17 protein-coding genes are annotated in these 18,498 nt (G+C 74.0%); 16 read left to right on the top strand and 1 reads right to left on the bottom strand.

The window, feature by feature from the left end; all coding sequences use genetic code 11:
• The first annotated feature begins 117 nt into the window (after positions 1–117).
• From ACGF1Z_RS02335 to ACGF1Z_RS02260, 16 genes are all read left to right on the top strand, one after another.
• Entirely contained in the window at positions 118–1,815 is a 1,698-nt protein-coding gene (locus ACGF1Z_RS02335; protein WP_392998984.1) for an enoyl-CoA hydratase-related protein, read from the top strand.
• Positions 1,816–1,870: 55 nt separating this feature from the next.
• Entirely contained in the window at positions 1,871–2,953 is a 1,083-nt protein-coding gene (locus ACGF1Z_RS02330) for a hydrogenase expression protein HypE (protein WP_392998982.1), read from the top strand.
• An 81-nt stretch (positions 2,954–3,034) separates the two neighbouring features.
• Positions 3,035–4,819 (top strand): nickel-dependent hydrogenase large subunit, encoded by a 1,785-nt coding sequence (locus ACGF1Z_RS02325; protein ID WP_392998980.1) that lies wholly within the window; start codon positions 3,035–3,037, stop codon positions 4,817–4,819.
• Positions 4,816–5,361 carry a hypothetical protein gene (locus ACGF1Z_RS02320; RefSeq protein WP_392998978.1) on the top strand — a complete coding sequence of 182 codons (546 nt, stop codon included), beginning with the start codon at positions 4,816–4,818 and terminating at the stop codon, positions 5,359–5,361. The genes ACGF1Z_RS02325 and ACGF1Z_RS02320 overlap by 4 nt, the downstream gene beginning before the upstream one ends.
• Positions 5,358–6,014, top strand: a complete 657-nt coding sequence (locus tag ACGF1Z_RS02315) for a DUF5947 family protein (protein WP_392998976.1) — start codon at positions 5,358–5,360, stop codon at positions 6,012–6,014. The genes ACGF1Z_RS02320 and ACGF1Z_RS02315 overlap by 4 nt, the downstream gene beginning before the upstream one ends.
• Complete coding sequence (locus ACGF1Z_RS02310) at positions 6,011–6,649, top strand: DUF6084 family protein (RefSeq protein ID WP_392998974.1); 639 nt, start codon at positions 6,011–6,013, stop codon at positions 6,647–6,649. The genes ACGF1Z_RS02315 and ACGF1Z_RS02310 overlap by 4 nt, the downstream gene beginning before the upstream one ends.
• The gene (locus ACGF1Z_RS02305) at positions 6,646–8,043 is read left to right on the top strand and encodes a hypothetical protein (protein ID WP_392998972.1); all 1,398 of its coding nucleotides are present in this window, start codon (positions 6,646–6,648) and stop codon (positions 8,041–8,043) included. The genes ACGF1Z_RS02310 and ACGF1Z_RS02305 overlap by 4 nt, the downstream gene beginning before the upstream one ends.
• Complete coding sequence (locus ACGF1Z_RS02300; protein WP_392998970.1) at positions 8,040–8,582, top strand: hydrogenase maturation protease; 543 nt, start codon at positions 8,040–8,042, stop codon at positions 8,580–8,582. The genes ACGF1Z_RS02305 and ACGF1Z_RS02300 overlap by 4 nt, the downstream gene beginning before the upstream one ends.
• Entirely contained in the window at positions 8,579–8,698 is a 120-nt protein-coding gene (locus tag ACGF1Z_RS02295; RefSeq protein WP_392998968.1) for a DUF6893 family small protein, read from the top strand. The genes ACGF1Z_RS02300 and ACGF1Z_RS02295 overlap by 4 nt, the downstream gene beginning before the upstream one ends.
• Before the next feature lie 176 nt (positions 8,699–8,874).
• Entirely contained in the window at positions 8,875–9,285 is a 411-nt protein-coding gene (hypA, locus tag ACGF1Z_RS02290; RefSeq protein WP_392998966.1) for a hydrogenase maturation nickel metallochaperone HypA, read from the top strand.
• Positions 9,273–9,968 carry a hydrogenase nickel incorporation protein HypB gene (hypB, locus tag ACGF1Z_RS02285; RefSeq protein ID WP_392998964.1) on the top strand — a complete coding sequence of 232 codons (696 nt, stop codon included), beginning with the start codon at positions 9,273–9,275 and terminating at the stop codon, positions 9,966–9,968. Before hypA ends, hypB begins: the two co-directional genes overlap by 13 nt.
• A 56-nt stretch (positions 9,969–10,024) precedes the next feature.
• Positions 10,025–12,370, top strand: coding sequence for a carbamoyltransferase HypF (hypF, locus tag ACGF1Z_RS02280; protein ID WP_392998962.1), 2,346 nt, complete (start codon positions 10,025–10,027; stop codon positions 12,368–12,370).
• A 10-nt stretch (positions 12,371–12,380) separates the two neighbouring features.
• Entirely contained in the window at positions 12,381–12,698 is a 318-nt protein-coding gene (locus ACGF1Z_RS02275) for a HypC/HybG/HupF family hydrogenase formation chaperone (protein WP_392998960.1), read from the top strand.
• Positions 12,695–13,924: a hydrogenase formation protein HypD gene (gene hypD, locus ACGF1Z_RS02270; RefSeq protein WP_392998958.1), complete on the top strand. Its 1,230-nt coding sequence runs from the start codon at positions 12,695–12,697 to the stop codon at positions 13,922–13,924. Before ACGF1Z_RS02275 ends, hypD begins: the two co-directional genes overlap by 4 nt.
• Positions 13,917–15,017: a hydrogenase expression/formation protein HypE gene (gene hypE, locus ACGF1Z_RS02265; RefSeq protein ID WP_392998957.1), complete on the top strand. Its 1,101-nt coding sequence runs from the start codon at positions 13,917–13,919 to the stop codon at positions 15,015–15,017. The genes hypD and hypE overlap by 8 nt, the downstream gene beginning before the upstream one ends.
• Positions 15,018–15,408: 391 nt before the next feature.
• Positions 15,409–16,656, top strand: a complete 1,248-nt coding sequence (locus ACGF1Z_RS02260; RefSeq protein ID WP_393000278.1) for a geranylgeranyl reductase family protein — start codon at positions 15,409–15,411, stop codon at positions 16,654–16,656.
• A 64-nt stretch (positions 16,657–16,720) separates the two neighbouring features.
• Here the strand turns inward: ACGF1Z_RS02260 and ACGF1Z_RS02255 are convergent, their stop codons facing one another.
• A complete protein-coding gene (locus ACGF1Z_RS02255) occupies positions 16,721–18,445 on the bottom strand; it encodes a SulP family inorganic anion transporter (RefSeq protein ID WP_392998955.1) in 1,725 nt (574 codons plus the stop codon).
• Between the last annotated feature and the right edge of the window lie 53 nt (positions 18,446–18,498).

Below are 18,498 nucleotides of genomic sequence, written 5' to 3'. Positions count from 1 at the left end.
AGTGAGGCCCCGGGAGGCGTCGCCGCCCTCTCCGTCCGGGTTGCCCGACGATCGCTGGGGCCGCCCCCGACCCGCGGCCCCGGCGCGAGGCTTCCACGACGACGCGGGAGGGCTGCCATGCGCATTCTGCTCATCGCCAGTAGCTACAACAGTCTGACCCAGCGGGCCCGGGCCGAACTGCAGGACCGCGGGCACGCCGTCGCCGTGGAGATCACGCCCGACGGGGCGGCCATCCGGGAGGCCGTCGTGCGGCACGCCCCGGACCTGGTCCTCGCGCCCCTGCTGAAGGCGGTCGTACCCCGGGACGTCTGGTCGAGCCGCCACTGTCTGATCGTGCACCCGGGTCCGGTGGGCGACCGCGGGCCGTCCTCCCTGGACCGGGCGATCCAGGACGGCGCCGACGAGTGGGGCGTCACCGTCCTGCAGGCCGACGAGGAGATGGACGCGGGCGACGTCTGGGCCACCGTCCCCTTCCGTGTCCCGGCGGTGGGCAAGAGCGACCTCTACCGCAACGAACTGTCCGACGCCGCGATGACCGCCGTGCACCTCGCCGTCGAGCGGATCGCCGCCGGGGCCGCACCGAGCCCGCAGACCGGCCCGGCGCGCGCCCGGCCCTTCCTCCGCCAGGAGGAGCGCCGGATCTCCTGGGACCAGGACACCGAGACGGTCCTGCGGCGCCTGCGCGCCGCCGACTCCCAGCCCGGCGTCCTGGACGAGCTGCTCGGGGCCGAGTGGTTCCTGCACGGAGGCCACCCGGAGGACGGTCTGCGCGGCCGGCCGGGAGAGCTGCTGGCGACCCGGGCGGGCGCGGTCTGCCGGGCCACCGGGGACGGCGCCGTCTGGATCCCGGAGCTGCGCGCCCGGACCGCCGCCGGCGAGGCGCGTGCCTGCAAACTGCCCGCCACCCTCGCTCTGGCGGGCCGGCTGCCGGAGCTCCCCGAGCCGCCCGTGCCCGTCGCCGCACCGGCGCGGGGCCGGACGTGGTCCGACATCCGCTACCGGGAGCAGGGGCCGCTGGGGGTGCTGTCCTTCGCCTTCCCCGGTGGCGCGATGAGCACCGACCACTGCCGTCGCCTGCTGAGCGCCTACCGGGCGGCCTGCGGGCGCCCCACGTCCGTCCTGGTCCTCGGCGGACAGCGCGACTTCTTCTCCAACGGCATCCACCTCCATGTGATCGAGGCCGCCGCCGACCCGGCCGCCGAGGCCTGGGCCAACATCAACGCCATGAACGACCTCGTCGAGGCGGTCCTGACCACGACCGACCGGCTCGTGGTCAGCGCGATCGGCGGCAACGCCGCCGCGGGCGGGGTGATGCTGGCGCTGGCCGCGGACGAGGTGTGGTGCCGCCGGGGCTCCGTCCTCAACCCCCACTACCGGCGCATGGGGCTGTACGGATCGGAGTACTGGACGCACACCCTGCCCCGCAAGGTGGGCCCGGTTCTCGCGGAGCGCCTCACCCGCAGTGCCCGGCCGGTGGCTGCCGGCGCCGCCCGCAGCCTCGGCCTCGTCGACCGGGTCGTCGACTGCGGGCCGGGCGGGTTCTCCGACGAGATCACCCGCATGGCCGCGCGCCTCGCCTCGCACCCCGGCGTCGCGTCCCGCGTGGCGGCGAAGAAGGCGGAACACGAGGTCAGGGAGGCGCGGACGCCCCTGGCGGCCCACCGGGAGCGTGAGCTGCGCCGGATGCGGGCGATCTTCGACGATCCCGCGGCGCCCTTCCACGACCTGCGCCGGGCCTTCGCCCGCAAGGAGCCCCAGAGTGCGGGATCCCCCGACTCCCGGGGTGCGGGCCCGGCCGGTCCGGCCGACCGTTGACTCGTACGCAGGGCCCGAAGCGGGCCTCCGCCCCATCCTCCGCAGGAGGCGACCCATGAACGACACCACGCAGGCCCCGGCCGAGGACCGGGGCGCCGCACCCGGCAGCGACGAGAAGCCGATCCACATCCTCTGGATCAACGCGGGACTGAGCTGCGACGGCGACTCGGTGGCCCTGACCGCCGCGATGCAGCCCAGCATCGAGGAGATCGCGCTGGCGGGCCTGCCCGGACTGCCGAAGATCGCGGTCCACTGGCCGCTGATCGACTTCGAGTGCGGTCCGGTGGGCGGCGCCGACACGTTCATCGAGTGGTTCTTCAAGGGGGAGCGGGGCGAGATCGACCCGTTCGTGCTGGTCGTCGAGGGTTCGATCCCGAACGAGGACATCAAGCCCGAGGGGTACTGGAGCGGCTTCGGCGACAACCCGGAGACCGGCCAGCCCATCACCACCAGCGAATGGATCGACCGGCTGGCCCCCAAGGCGCTCGCGGTGGTCGCGATCGGCACCTGCGCCACGTACGGCGGCATCCACGCCATGGCGGGCAACCCCACCGGCGCGATGGGCCTGCCGGACTACCTCGGGTGGGACTGGAAGTCCGGCGCCGGCATCCCCATCGTGTGCGTGCCCGGCTGCCCCATCCAGCCGGACAACTTCGCGGAGACCCTCACCTACCTGCTCTACCAGGCGGTCGGCTCCGCGCCGATGATCCCGCTGGACGACAAGCTCCGCCCGACCTGGCTCTTCGGAGCGACGGTGCACGAGGGCTGCGACCGCGCGGGCTACTACGAGCAGGGCCAGTTCGCCACCACCTACGACTCGCCCAAGTGCCTGGTCAAGCTCGGTTGCTGGGGGCCGGTCGTCAAGTGCAACGTCCCCAAGCGCGGCTGGATGAACGGCATCGGCGGATGCCCGAACGTCGGGGGCATCTGCATCGCCTGCACGATGCCGGGCTTCCCGGACAAGTTCATGCCGTTCATGGACGAACCGCCCGGCGCCAAGGTCTCCAGCTCCGCCAGCGGCGTCTACGGCTCCGTCATCCGCCGGCTGCGGAGCATCACGGCCAGGACCGTGGACAGGGAGCCGAAGTGGCGGCACACCGGCGACCGGATCACCACCGGCTACCGGCCGCCGTGGTGACCGGGCCCGCCGGCCCGCAGACCCCCTCAACCGACCACCGTTCGTGACGTCGAAGAACCGAAGAAGGGCACCGTACAGACCATGGCATCTCAGGCGAAGGCGAAGGGCGACGGCAGCGGCCTGGTGGAGATGGCCTGGGACCCCATCACCCGGATCGTGGGCAGTCTCGGCATCCACACCAAGATCGATTTCAAGCAGCGGCGCGTCGCCGAGTGCTACAGCACCTCCTCCGTCTTCCGCGGCTACAGCGTCTTCATGCGCGGCAAGGACCCGCGCGACGCGCACTTCATCACCAGCCGCATCTGCGGCATCTGCGGCGACAACCACGCCACCTGTTCCGTGTACGCGCAGAACATGGCGTACGGCGTGAAGCCCCCGCACCTGGGCGAGTGGGTCATCAACCTCGGCGAGGCCGCGGAGTACATGTTCGACCACAACATCTTCCAGGAGAACCTGGTAGGGGTCGACTACTGCGAGAAGATGGTCCGCGAGACCAACCCCGGGGTCCTGGAACTCGCCGAGCGCACCGAGGCCCCCCACGCCGCGGAGCACGGCTACCGCACGATCGCCGACATCATGCGTTCGCTCAACCCCCTCGAAGGCGAGTTCTACCGCGAGGCGCTGCAGGTCAGCCGCTACACCCGGGAGATGTTCTGCCTGATGGAGGGGCGTCACGTCCACCCCTCCACGCTCTACCCGGGCGGCGTCGGCACCGTCGCGTCGGTGCAGCTCTTCACCGACTACCTCAGCCGGCTGATGCGCTACGTGGAGTTCATGAAGCGGGTCGTCCCGCTCCACGACGACCTCTTCGACTTCTTCTACGAAGCGCTGCCCGGCTACGAGGAGGTCGGCCGCCGCCGCGTCCTCCTCGGCTGCTGGGGAGCGCTCAACGACCCCGAGCACTGCGACTTCACGTACGCCAACATGACCGACTGGGGACGGCGGATGTTCGTCACCCCGGGCGTCGTCGTCGACGGCAAGCTCGTGACCAACGACCTCACGCGGATCAACCTCGGCATCCGCATCCTGCTCGGCAGCTCCTACTACGAGGACTGGCAGGGGCAGGAACAGTTCGTCACGCACGACCCGCTGGGCAACCCCGTCGATCCCCGGCACCCGTGGAACCAGCACACCATCCCCGCCCCGCAGAAGCGGAACTTCGACGACAAGTACAGCTGGGTGATGTCCCCGCGCTGGTTCGACGGCAAGGACCACCTGGCGCTCGACACCGGCGGCGGCCCCATCGCGCGCCTGTGGTCGACCGCCCTGTCCGGCCTGGTCGACATCGGCTACGTCAAGGCCACCGGGCACAGCGTCGTCATCAACCTGCCCCGGACGCTGACCAAGCCGGAGACCACCTTCGAGTGGAAGATCCCGCAGTGGAGCAACGCCCTGGAGCGCAACCGCGCCCGGACCTACTTCCAGGCGTACGCGGCGGCCGTCGCCCTGCACAGCGCCGAGAAGGCCCTGGAGGAGGTCCGGGCCGGACGCACCCAGACCTGGGAGAAGTTCGAGGTGCCCGACGAGTCCATCGGCGTCGGCTTCACCGAGGCCGTGCGGGGCGTCCTCTCCCACCACATGGTGATCCGGGACGGCAAGATCGCCAACTACCACCCGTACCCGCCCACGCCGTGGAACGCCTCCACCCGGGACACCTACGGCACCCCCGGACCCTACGAGGACGCGGTGCAGAACACCCCGATCTTCGAGGAGAACACGCCCGAGAACTTCAAGGGCATCGACATCATGCGCGCCGTCCGCAGCTTCGACCCGTGCCTGCCGTGCGGGGTGCACATGTACACCGGCAACGGCCGCACCGTGAAGGCGATGCACGTGCCCACCGGCCTGAGCGGACTGGGCGGATGAGCGCCGTGACCGCCGAGCAGGCGGGCCGGCGGGTCGAGGAGGTCCTCGACCGGCTGGCGGAGACCGGGGACGCCGACGCCGTCGCGGCCGCCGAGGACCTCGTACGGGTCCTCGTGGAGTTCTACGGCAGCGGGCTCACCCGCGTCGTCGAACTCATCGGGCGGCCCCCGTCCGGGCCCTCCGCCGAACCGATGGCCGCCCTGCTCGCGGACGCACTCGTCGCGAGCCTGCTCAACCTGCACGGACTGCACCCGGAGGACCTGCCCAGCCGCATCGACCGGGCGCTGTCCGGCCTGCCGCAGGACGTGCGGAACGCCGGCTTCGACGCGGCGAGCGGCGTTCTGACGCTCGCCGTCGCGGCCTCCTCCGGCTGCGGATGCCCGAGCACCCGGGAAGCCACCCGGCAGGCGGCGCTGGACGCCCTCGCCTGCTTCGCCCCCGAGGTGACCGGCGTCGAACTGGAGGCGCAGGGCGCGCGCGAGCCCGCACTGCTCCAGATCGGAGCCCGCCCGTCCCCGGCGAGCCAGGGCGGCCCCGCATGACGGGGCACCCGACCGGAACGCGGGCCCGCCCGGCCCCCACCGGCCTGCGGCGCTTCACCGCCCCGCGCCCGCCCCGCGAAGAGCGGTGCGAACTGTGCGGGGCCCGGCTCGCCGACGCGGGCCACCGCCACCTGGCCGACGTCGACCGGCGGGCCCTGGCCTGCGCCTGCGGTCCCTGCGCACAGCTCATGGACCACTCGGCCGCGACGCGGAGCCGCTTCCGGGCCGTGCCGGACCGCGTCCTCGCCGATCCGGCGCACCGCGTCGACGACGCGGTGTGGGAGTCGCTGCGGATCCCGGTCTCGGTCGCCTTCCTCTTCCACAACTCGGCGCTCGGCCGGGCGGTGGCGCTCTACCCCAGCCCCGCGGGCGCCGCCGAGAGCGAACCGGAGGACCCCGCCTGGGAGGCCGTGCGCGGCGCCACCCGGCTCGCCGACCTCCTCGATCCCGACGTGGAGGCCCTGCTGATGCGCCGTCACCAGGGACGCACGGAGTGCTTCCTGGTGCCGATCGACATCTGCTACGAACTGGTGGGCCGCATGCGACTGCACTGGCAGGGCTTCGACGGAGGAGCCGAGGCACGCGCCGACCTCGACGCCGTCTTCGCCCGCGTCCGCGGAGCGGCGCGCGAGGTGCAGGGGAGCAGCACGTGACCGAGTTCTCCTTCGCCTGCACCGACGTCCGCGCCGACACCTACGCGGCCGGACCGACGCTGGTCTTCCGGCTGCGCATCACCGCGACACCGGGCACCCGGGTGCACGCCCTGGCGCTCCGCTGCCAGATCCGCATCGAGCCCGCCCGGCGCGGGTACGACGACACCGAGGCCGCGGCCCTCGGCGATTTGTTCGGCGAACGCGCCCGCTGGGGCAGCAGCCTCAACCCGGTGCAGTTCGCCCAGGTCTCCGTGATGGTCCCCGGATTCACCGGCGAGATCGACACCGACCTCGTCGTGCCCTGCACCTACGACACCGACATCGCCGCGAGCCGCTACCTCCGGTCGCTGACCGACGGCGAGGTGCCGCTGCTCCTGCTCTTCTCCGGCACCGCCTTCACGGGCGCCGGAGGATTCCACGTCGAGCCGGTGCCCTGGGACAAGGAGGTCGTCCACCGCATGCCGGTGAAGGTCTGGCGCGAGATGATCGACCAGCACTTCCCCGGCTGCGGCTGGATCCGGCTCCCGAACGACGCGATGGACGCCCTGCTCGCCTACCGGTCCCGCCGCGCCCTCCCGTCCTGGCAGGCCACCGTCGACTCGCTGCTCGCCGAGGCGGGGGAGGAGGCCCGGTGACGACCGCCGTCTTCAGCTCCGAGACCGAGGCGCGGCTCGCCGTCGCGCGGCAGGTCGCCGACGCCGTCCTCTTCGAGGGCTACGTCCTCTATCCGTACCGGGCGTCCGCGGCCAAGAACCGGTTCCGCTGGCAGTTCGGGGTCCTCGTACCGCCGTCCTGGAACGCCGCCGGGGAGCACTCGCGGCAGCACACCTCCTGCCTCATGGAACCCAGGCCCGGCGCCGAACTGGCCCTGGAGGTGCGCTTCCTGCACGTCCAGCGACGGACCGTGGAGGAGCTCCGCGCCGACGGCAGCCACGCCCCGGTCGCCGAACTGCGCCTGCCCGACCGGGTCCTGCCGGCGTGGGACGAGGGCGTCGAGGAGCGGGTCGCCCTCACGGTCCCCGTCGGCGCACTGGACGGCGAGGGCGTCACCGTGCCCTTCAGCCGTCCCGCCGCCGCGGAGACCGAGGACGTCACCGACGCCCGGGGGCGCGTCCGCGGACGGCTGGTCCGCCGCCGCGAGGCGATCAGCGGCGTCCTGCGGATCTCCACCGCCGAACTCGACGGCCCGTACCGCGTTCGGCGCCTGTCCGTCACGGTCGAGAACGACAGCCGCTGGAACGCCGGACCCGGCGCGGACCGGCACGCGGCGCTCGCGCACTCCCTGGTCGCCACGCACACCCTGCTCCGCCTCGACGCCGGATCCTTCCTGTCGATGACCGACCCGCCGGAATGGGCCAGGGGCGCCGTGGCCTCCTGCGACAACCGCAACACCTGGCCCGTTCTGGCCGGCGAACCCGGCCGTGCCGATCTCGTCCTCTCCTCGCCGATCATCCTCGACGACCACCCGGCCATCGCCCCCGAGAGCCCCGGAGCGCTCTACGACGCGACCGAGATCGACGAGATCCTCGCCCTGCGCACCGCGGCCCTCACGGACGACGAGAAGCGGGAGGCCCGCGGAACCGACGCCCGTGCCGCGGCAGTCATCGACCTGGCGGACAGCATGCCGCAGGAGGTGCTGGAGCGGCTGCACGGAGCCGTCCGCAGCCTGCGCGAGGTCACGGGACCCCAGGCACCCGCCGGCGCCGACCCCTTCGCACCGGACACCCCCTGGTGGGACCCGGCGGGCGACCCGACCGTCGATCCCGCACGGGACCACGTGCTCGTCGACGGACGGCCCGTGAGCGCGGGCAGCAGGGTGCTCCTGTGCCCGCGGCTGCGCCGGTCCGACGCCCAGGACCTGTTCGTGGACGGCCGCAGCGCCCTCGTCGAAGCCGTGCTGCACGACGTCGACGGCGGGGTGCACATCGCGGTCACCCTGGAGGACGACCCGGGCGCCGACATCCGGCGCGAACAGGGCCGCTTCCTCTACTTCCAGCCCGACGAGGTCCGCGCCCTGGAGGACACGTGAACGACCCCGAACCCCCGGCCGGCCCGCGCACCCTCGTGGCGGGCGTCGGCAACGTCTTCCTCGGCGACGACGGCTTCGGCGTCGAGACCGCGCGCCTGCTCGCCCAGGGCGGGCTGCCGCCCCACGTCGAGGTGGCCGACGTCGGGATCCGCGGCGTCGACCTCGCCTACCGGCTCCTCGACGGCTGGGACACCCTCGTCCTCGTCGACGCCACGGCCCGCGGCGGCGCACCCGGGACGCTCTACCTGATCGACGCCACCACGCCGGAGGGCCGGGCCGCCGACCCCGGGGGCGTCCCCCTCGACGGCCACCGGATGACACCCGACGCCGTCCTCGCCCTGCTGGACACCCTGTGCGCGGGGACGGGCGCCGCGCCGCCCCGCAGGATCCTCGTCGTGGGCTGCGAACCCGCCTGCCTCGACGAGGGAATGGAACTCAGCCCGCAGGTCGCGGCCGCCGTGCCCGGGGCGGTCCGCATGGTGACCGAACTCGTCGGCCGGGAAGCCGCCGTCCGAAGCCCGACACGGAGAGCAGCATGAGCAAGAACGTCATCGGCACCACCGTCGTCACCCTCACCGCCGCCCTGGCCGCCGTGGCCCTCGTCAAGGGGGTCCTGCCCGACCTCCGGCGCTACCTGCGCATCAGCAGGATGTGACGCGCCCGGCGCACCGCAGGATCCGCTGTCCGGGGCCCCGCACGGGCCCCGGACAGCGGCGCGACTCCACCGAACGGACGACACCCCGGCGCCCGCCCGGCGAGCCGGGCCGCACCCCGCAGCGCTCCTGCCCTGTAATGGCGGCCCGGAGACACCCCAGCCAGGGACGGAGCGCGATGCACGAGATGTCCGTCGCCCTGGCCGTCGTCGACCAGGTCGAGACGGCCGCGCGGTCCCGCGGGGCCGAGGGCGTCAGCAGCATCCGCCTGGAGGTGGGCGAGCTGGCCGGCATCGTCGCCGACTCGCTCCGGTTCTGCTTCGAACTCGCCTGCGCCGGCACGGTCGCCGAGGGCGCCGAGCTGATCACGGACACGGTCCCCGGCACCGCACGCTGCGCGCCCTGCTCCCGCGTCTGGCAGGTCGGCATGCCCCCGCACCTGCTCTGCCCCGACTGCGCGGGAGCGGCCGTCGAGCTCGTCTCCGGGCGGGAACTGCGGATCCGGGAGGTCCACTGGACCGGGCCCGCCGGGACCGGCGCACCACGCAGCGAACCCCTCACCGAGGAGAGCCGAACATGTGCCGAGTAGTCGACCTCCAGCGGGCGGTCCTCGCCAGGAACGACGCCGCCGCGGACATCCTGCGCACCGAGCTGACCGCCCGCGGCACGACGATGATCAATCTGATGTCCAGCCCCGGCAGCGGGAAGACCGCCCTGCTGGAGCGCACCCTGCGGCTCTCCGCCGAACGCGACGTGAGCACGGCCGCGCTCACCGCGGACCTCGCCACCGAGAACGACGCCGAACGCCTGGCCCGGGCCGGAGTCCCCGTCAAACAGGTGCACACCGACGGGCTGTGCCACCTGGAGGCCGACATGGTCGCCCGGCACCTGCACGACTGGCTGCCCGAGGCGACCCGGGTGCTGTTCGTGGAGAACGTCGGCAACCTCGTCTGCCCGGCCGGCTACGACCTCGGCGAATCCCTCCGGGTCGTCCTCGCCTCGGTCACCGAGGGCGAGGACAAACCCCTGAAGTACCCCACGGCCTTCGGCCTCGCCCAACTGGTGCTCGTGACGAAGGCCGACCTGGCCGCGGCCGCGGAGTTCGACGAGGCGGCCTTCCGCCGCAACGTCGAGCAGGTCAACCCCGGCGTCGAGGTCCTCCTCAGCTCCGCGCGCGACGGCCGCGGCGCCGGGACGCTGCTCGACCGGGCGCTCGCCGCGGCCGAGGGCGCCGCCCCCCACATGCCCGTGATGGCCCGGGCCGGCGCGTGACCGCGGTACGCCCGGGAACGGCACCCCCGACGCCCGTCCGGCGCACCCGCGTCGTCGTGCGCGGAGTCGTCCAGGGCGTGGGCTTCCGGCCCTACGTCTACGCCCTCGCCTCCGGCCTGCGCCTGTCCGGCCACGTCACCAACACCCCCGACGGCGTCGTGGCCGAGGTCGAGGGCGACGCCGCCGACGTCGCCGCCTTCTGCGCCCGCGTCGCGCCCGAGGCGCCGCCCCTGGCCCGGGTGGAATCCGTCGAGACGACCCCGGTCGCGGCGAGCGGCGGCAGCGGATTCGTCATCGTCCCCTCGCGGCAGGGCGGCGACGTCCGCACCCTCGTCCCACCGGACACCGCCACCTGCGACGACTGCCTCGGGGAACTCGCCGACCCCGCCGACCGGAGACACCGCCACCCGTTCGTCACGTGCACCCACTGCGGGCCCCGCTTCACCATCGTCACCGGCCTGCCCTACGACCGCGCCCACACCACCATGGCCGGCTTCCCCCTGTGCCCCGACTGCGCGCGGGAGTACGAGGACCCGGCGGACCGGCGCTTCCACGCGCAGCCCGTCGCCTGCCCGGAGTGCGGCCCCCGGCTGCGCCTGGTCGCCGGACCGGGCCGGGCCGCCCCGGCGGACGCGGCCGCCGATCCGGTGACCGCCGCCCGGCGGATGCTCGCGGACGGCGCCGTCCTCGCCGTCAAGGGCCTGGGCGGCTACCACCTCGCCTGCGACGCCACGAACCCCGCGGCCGTGGCCGCACTGCGCCGGCGCAAGGCACGCGGGGACAAACCCTTCGCGGTGATGGCAGCGGACCTCGCGGACGTCGAGCCGCTGGTCCACCTCACCCCCGCGGAGCGCGCACTCCTCACCGGCCGCGTCCGGCCCGTCGTCCTCCTGCGCCGCCGCGACACCCCGCCGCGCCCCGGCGCCGCCCCGGCCGCCGAGGTGGCCCCCGGCAGCCCGGACCTCGGCGTGATGCTCCCGTACACCCCGGTCCACCACCTGCTCCTCGGACTCGGCGCCGACGACCCGCGAGGGCCCCGCCTTCTCGTCATGACCAGCGGGAACCTCTCCGGCGAACCCATCGTCACCGACGACGCGGACGCCCTGACCCGGCTCGCCGGCCTGGCGGACGCCTGGCTGCTGCACGACCGCCCCGTCCACGTCCCCTGCGACGACTCCGTCGTACGCGTCGTCGACGGCCGGGAACTCGTCCTCCGCCGCTCCCGCGGCTACGCCCCGCTGCCGCTCACCCTGCCGGTCGAGGTGGCACCCACGCTCGCGGTCGGCGGGGACCTCAAGAACGTCTTCTGCCTCGGCGAGGGCCGCAAGGCCTGGCTGTCCGCACACATCGGCGACATGGACTCGCCGGCGACCCAGCTGGCCCTCACCTCGGCCGAGCGGCAGCTGGAGTCCGTCACGGGGGTCACCCCCGTCCTGCTGGCGGCCGACCGCCACCCCGGGTACCGGTCCACCCGCTGGGCCGCCCGGCACGCGGCGGGACGTCCGGTCGTCCCCGTGCAGCACCACCACGCGCACGTCGCCGCCGCCATGGCCGAGAACGGCCACGACGGCAGCAGCCCGGTCCTCGGCGTCGCCTTCGACGGCACCGGCTACGGCCTCGACGGCGCCGTCTGGGGCGGGGAGTTCCTGCTCGCCGACTACGCGGGGTTCTCGCGATACGCGCACCTCGCCTACGTCCCGCTGCCCGGCGGGGACGCGACCGTCCGGCGGCCGTACCGCATGGCCCTCGCCCACCTGTACGCCGCAGGACTCCCGGCCGACCCCGCCCTGCCGTGCGTGAGCACCTGTCCGCCCGACGAACTGCGCCTGATCCGGCAACAGTTGGCCCGCGGCCTGAACTGCGTACCCACATCCAGCATGGGCCGCCTCTTCGACGCCCTCGCCTCCCTCACCGGGATCTGCCATCTCGCCGGCCACGAGGCGCAGGCGGCCGTCGCCCTGGAGGCCGCGGCCCTGCGCGAACCGGCGGCGCGGGACGACGCGCGCTACACCTTCCGGCTGCGCGCTCCCGAGCCCGGCGGTCCGCTCACCGCCGATCCGGCGCCCCTGCTGGCCGCCGCCGCCGACGACGTGCGCGGCGGCGTTCCGGCGGCCCTCGTCGCCGCCCGCTTCCACCGGGCGGTGGCCCGTCTGGTGCACACGGTCTGCGACGCGGCGCGCGGAGAACTGGGCGTGGAGACCGTCGCGCTGACCGGGGGAGTGTTCGCCAACGCGGTGCTCGCCTCGGCCTGCGCCCGCGTCCTGAGCCGGGACGGCTTCACCGTCCTGCGCCACCGCCTGGTCCCGCCGAACGACGGAGGACTGGCCCTCGGCCAGCTCGTCGTGGCCGGACGGGTCGCCGCCGCCCCGGACGCCGGCGCGCGAGCACGACAGCGACAGTGAGGAGACGCACATGTGTTTGGCGGTCCCTGGAAGAGTGCTGGACGTCGAGGACCGGGACGGCACCCGGATGGCCACCGTCGACTTCGGCGGCGTGGTCAAGGAGGTCTGCCTGGAGTACCTGCCGGACCTGGAGGTCGGCGAGTACGCGATCGTCCACGTCGGCTTCGCCCTGCAGCGGCTGGACGAGGAGTCGGCGAGGAGGACGCTGGAGCTGTTCGAGACCCTCGGCATGCTCCAGGAGGAGTTCGGCGACCCGTGGGAGGCCGCCGGGACGGCGGAAGGCGAGTGGCAGGCGCCCGACGGCGTCGCCGGAGAGGTGCACCGGTGAAGTACATCGACGAGTTCCAGGACCCCGGGCTGGCCCGGCGGCTGCTCGACGAGATCCATGCGACGGTGACCCGGCCCTGGGCGCTGATGGAGGTCTGCGGAGGCCAGACCCACAGCATCATCCGGCACGGCGTCGACCAACTCCTGCCGGAGCAGGTGGAGCTGATCCACGGCCCCGGCTGCCCGGTGTGCGTGACCCCGCTGGAGGTCATCGACAAGGCCCTGGAGATCGCCTCCCGCCCCGGCGTGATCTTCTGCTCCTTCGGGGACATGCTGAGGGTCCCCGGCACCGGCCGGGACCTGTTCCAGGTCCGGGGCCAGGGCGGCGACGTCCGGGTGGTCTACTCGCCGCTGGACGCGCTGCGGATCGCCGAGCAGAACCCCGGGCGCGAGGTGGTGTTCTTCGGCATCGGCTTCGAGACCACCGCCCCGCCCAACGCCATGACGGTTCATCAGGCACGCCGGCTCGGCATCCGCAACTTCAGCCTCCTGGTCTCCCACGTCCGGGTACCGCCCGCGATCGACGCGATCATGCGCTCCCCTGACTGCCGGGTGCAGGGCTTCCTCGCCGCCGGCCACGTCTGCAGCGTCATGGGCACCGCCGAGTACCCCGAACTCGCCGCACGCTACCGGGTGCCGATCGTGGTCACGGGCTTCGAGCCGCTGGACATCCTCGAAGGCGTCCGGAGGACCGTGCTCCAGCTGGAGCGGGGCGAGCACACCGTCGACAACGCCTACCCCCGTGCCGTGCAGGACGGCGGCAACCCCGCGGCCAGGGCCATGCTCGACGACGTCTTCGAGGTCACCGACCGCGCCTGGCGCGGCATCGGCGTCATCCCCGACAGCGGCTGGCGGCTCTCGGAGCGGTATCGCGACTACGACGCCGAGATCCGGTTCTCCGTCGAGGGGATCGACACCCGCGAACCGGCCGAGTGCCGCAGCGGGGAGGTCCTCCAGGGACTCCTCAAGCCCCACGAGTGCGAGGCGTTCGGCACCCTCTGCACCCCGCGCTCCCCCCTGGGCGCCACGATGGTCTCCAGCGAGGGAGCCTGCGCCGCCTACTACCTCTACCGGCGGCTCGACCTCGGCTCGCCGGGGCGGCGGGGCCCGGCGCCCGGCGTTCCGGCCCCCGGCCCCGTCCCGTCGGACGCGACCGCCCCCGAGGCCGTGCCGTCGACCGCCCCGTCCCCGAACCTCCCGCCCCTGGAAGGACGCTCCGTTGTCTGACACGACCACCACGAGCACCAGCGGTCCCCTCGGCGGGGGCTCGGCACCGGACATGCTGGCCTGGACCTGCCCGGCACCGCTGCGGGACCAGGCGCGCGTCGTGATGGGCCACGGCGGCGGCGGCGCCCTGTCCGCCGAACTGGTCGAGCAGATCTTCGTCCCCGCCTTCGGCGGCCCCGCGCTCTCGGTCACCACGGACGCCGCCACCCTCGAACTCGGCGGTGCCCGGCTGGCCTTCTCCACCGACTCCTTCGTGGTGCGCCCGCTGTTCTTCCCCGGGGGCAGCATCGGCGACCTGGCCGTCAACGGAACGGTGAACGACCTCGCCATGAGCGGGGCCAGGGCCGCCTACCTGTCCTGCGGCTTCATCCTCGAAGAGGGCGTCGAGACCGAGGTCGTCGCCCGGGTGGCGGACGCCCTCGGCGCGGCGGCGCGTACGGCGGGCGTCCAGGTGGTCACCGGCGACACCAAGGTCGTGGAGGCCGGCCACGGGGACGGCGTCTACATCAACACCTCCGGGATCGGCGTGATCCCCGACGGGGTTGATCTGCGGCCGCAGCGCGTCGTCCCCGGCGACGTGGTGATCGTCAGCGGCCCCGTCGGCGTCCACGGCGTGGCGATCATGAGCGTGCGGGAAGGCCTGGAGTTCGGGGTCGAGATCGAGAGCGACTGCGCGCCGCTCGGCGGTCTCGTCGAGGCGATGCTCGCGGTGACACCGGACCTCCACGTGCTGCGCGACCCCACCCGGGGCGGCCTGGCGGCCTCGCTCAACGAGATCGCCGTCGCCTCGGGTACCGGCGTCGCCCTCCAGGAGCGCGCCGTGCCCGTCCCCGATCCCGTGGCCAACGCCTGCGCGATCCTCGGCCTCGACCCGATGTACGTCGCGAACGAGGGCAAGCTGGTCGCCTTCGTCCCGCGGGAGCGGGCGGAGTCCGTGCTGGAGGCCATGCGCGCCCACCCGCTCGGGGCCGGCGCGACGGTCATCGGGGAGGCCGTGGCGGAGCATCCGGGCATGGTCGTGGCCCGGACCGGCCTCGGCGGCACACGGGTGGTGGACATGCCGCTCGGCGAGCAACTGCCGCGGATCTGCTGAGCGCAGGGCGCGGGCGTACGGGCGTACGGGGTGTGCGGGCCGGGCGGTGCGGGCGTACGGGGTGAGCGCGTGCGGGCCGGGCGGTGAGCGTGTGCGAGCGCGCGGGGGGGGGGGGGGGGGGGGGGGGGGGGGGGGGGCCCCCCCCCCGGGCCCGCGCGCGCCGTCCTGCCCGGCCGGTAGCCGAGGAGCCGTCCCCGCGGCCCTGCCCGGCGGGTGGGGCGGGTCCGCCCGCCCGGCGGGAACGCGCGGCCGCTTCGGCCGTGCCGCGGGGTCTGACGGGGCCGGTTGGGGGCATAGTAGGGGAGTGATCACCAAAAGTGACGAGGATGGCGGCGGCCCCGAGGGCGGCCGCGGGGGATCTGAAGGCGCCGGTGACGAGGAGGCGCAGGTCATCGTGGTGGGGGCCGGCCCGGCCGGTTCCGCCGCCGCGGTGCACCTGGCGCGGGCCGGTGTGGACGTGCTGCTCCTGGAGAAGAGCGGCTTCCCCCGGGAGAAGGTGTGCGGCGACGGCCTGACCCCGCGCAGCGTGAACCAGCTGGTGCGGCTGGGCATCGACATCGACGCGCCCGGCTGGATGCGCAACAAGGGGATGCGCTGGGTCTGCGGCGGGCACCAGGTGGAGCTGGACTGGCCGCGCCTGGGCGCCCTTCCCGACTTCGGCCTGACCCGGAGCCGGCACGACTTCGACGACCTGCTCGCCACGCACGCGAGCGCCACCGGAGCACGCCTGCGGACCCATGTGAAGGTGACGGGCCCGCTGACCGACCGATCGGGGCACGTCATCGGCGTCACGGCCGCCCGCGGTCCGGGCGGCGAGCCGGTGACCTACCGGGCCCCGCTCGTGGTCGCCGCCGACGGCGCCTCGGCGCGTACGGCCCTGGGCCTGGGGCTCGAACGCGACGCGAAGCGGCCCGTCGCCGCGGCCGCCCGCCGCTACTACCGCAGTGAGGCCCGCACCCACGACCCCTACCTGGAGCTGTGGGCCGACCTGCGCTGTCCCCGCACCGGGGCCGATCTGCCGGGCTACGGATGGGTGTTCCCCCTCGGGGACGGGCGCGTCAACGTGGGCCTCGGCGCGCTGCCGCAGCAGCGCCGGCGCCGGCCCGTGGACCTGCGGGCTGTGCTGGAGCACTGGCTGCCCCGGCTGCCCGCGGAATGGGGACTGCACGAGGAGAACGCCGACTCCCCGCTGCGCAGCGCTCCGCTGCCGATGGGACTGAACCGGCGGCCGCAGTACCGCCGGGGCCTGCTGCTCGTCGGCGACAGCGCCGGCATGGTCAGTCCGTGGAGCGGCGAGGGCATCGCGCAGGCCATGGAGGCCGCCGAGGTGGCGGCGGAGATCATCGCGCTGGCGCTGGCCCGGCCGGCCGGACCACGCCGCGAGCACGCGCTGCACCAGTACCCGGTCGAGATCCAGCGCCGCTGGGCGCGCTACTACCGGCTGGGGAACGTCGCGGGCGACCTGCTCTTCTCCCGCTTCGGCTTCCGGCCGGTCCTCCACCCCCGGGTGATGGCCTCTCCCCACCTGCTGCAGGTCCTGGCCCGGCTGCTGACCCATGTGAGCGACGAGCCCGCGCAGGACACGATCGACTCCGTCCTGCACGGCCTCCTCCGCCTCGTCCCCGTGTCGCGGCGGTAGCGCAGGCCGCACCGGCCGTACCGGCGAAGGCGGCCCCGGGGCGGCGGCCGGCGCGGCGGTTGCCTCAGAGGCCGTCCCCGGCCCCCGGCGTCCAGTCCGCCCCGGCGTGCCGCCGGCGGTAGGCGGCGACGGCCGCCTCCACGGTGGGGTAGAAGCGCCGGGCGTCGAGCGTCCGCATCAGCCCGTACTGCTCGACGGCGCGCCGCACGGGGTCCTTGAGCTCGGCGAACACCAGGTGCACGCCCTGCGCCTCCAGCGTCTCGGCCAGCTCCCGCAGGGTGTCCGCAGCGGTGGTGTCCACGTCGGTCATGGGCTCGGCCGCGATCACGATCCACCGCGGCGGCGGTTCCGCCCCGGCCAGCCGCCTGATCTCCTCGCGGAAGGTCCTGGCGTTCGCGAAGACCAGCGGGGCGTCGAAGCGGTAGATGACCAGCCCGGGCAGCAACTGGGCCTCGGGGTGGGACCGGACGTCGTGGTAGCCCTCGAGGCCCCGCACCCGCCCCAGCACGGTGCGGTACGGCCACCAGGCTCGGCGGAAGACGTTGAGCACGGACAGGGCCACGGCGACGGCGATCCCGGCCAGCACGCCGATCAGAGCCACGCCGGCGAACGCGGCGCAGCAGAGCAGGAACTCCGTCCGGCGCTGCCGCCACAGGCGCACGGCACCGGGGATGTCGGCCAGCGACAGCGACGCCGTGATCACCACGGCTGCCAGGGCCGGCTGGGGCAGGTTCCGGAACAGGCCCGGCACCAGCACCAGCATGAGGACGACGATCACCGCGCCGACGACACCGGTGAGCTGGCTCCTGGCGCCCGCGCGCTCCGCGACCGCCGTACGCGATCCGCTGGTGCTGACCGGGAAGCCCTGGAAGAGACCGGCCGCCAGATTGGCCACGCCGATCGCGGCCATCTCCTGGTTTCCGCGCACCTCCTGCCCCTGGCGGGCCGCGAAGGCCGAGGCGTTCGAGATCGTGTCGGCCAGGGAGACCAGCGCGATGCCCAGCGCGCCGCCGAGCAGCAGTGACAGGTCGGCGAGCCGCACGTCCGGGATCGTGAAGGGCGGGAACCCCCGGGGCAGTTCGCCGACCAGCGAGACCCCGCGTCCGCCCAGGTCGAAGACGGTGGTGGCGGCGATCGCCAGGACGACCATCACGAGCACCGCGGGCACCTTCGGAAGGAAGCGCTGGAGGACCAGGATGACGGCGATCCCGCCGCATCCGACCGCGGCTGCGGCCGGCACCGTCGCCCCTTCGCCGAGTCTCGCCACGAAACCGGTGAACTCGCCGATCAGGTCGTCGGCCTCGACCTCGAAGCCGAGCAGCTTGGGCAGCTGACCGATCAGGATGGTCAGCGCCAGGCCGTTCAGGTAGCCGATCATCGTCGGTTTGGAGATCAGGTCGGCCACGAAGCCGAGCTTCGCGACCGAGGAAAGGATCATGATGCCCGCCACCATCAGGGCGAGCAGCGACGCCAGGGCGACGGCCCGCGCGGGATCCCCGTCCGCCGCCACCAGGGGCAGCACCGTCGCGGCGATCATCGGCCCCAGCGAGGAGTCCGGGCCCAGCACCAGGATCCGGGAAGGCCCGAACAGCGCGTATCCGAGGAGGCAGAGAACCGTCGTGTACAGGCCGGTGATGGGCGGCAGCCCCGCCAGCTCGGCGTACGCCATGCCCTGCGGCACCAGCAGCGTGGTCAGGACGGTCCCCGCCACCAGGTCCTTGACCAGCCACTCGCGCCGGTAGGACGAGAACGCGCGGACCCCGGGGACGGCCCGCGCCCAGGACATCATGCGGCGCCCGGCCGCCGGGCGGGCCGCCCGACCGGGAACGTCACGAGCAACGC

Source organism: Streptomyces sp. NPDC048018 (assembly GCF_043202995.1).
In the GTDB taxonomy this organism is placed as follows: Bacteria; Actinomycetota; Actinomycetes; order Streptomycetales; family Streptomycetaceae; genus Streptomyces.
Note: the sequence above shows the minus strand (reverse complement) of the source record. Positions and strands in the feature narration are given on the sequence as shown.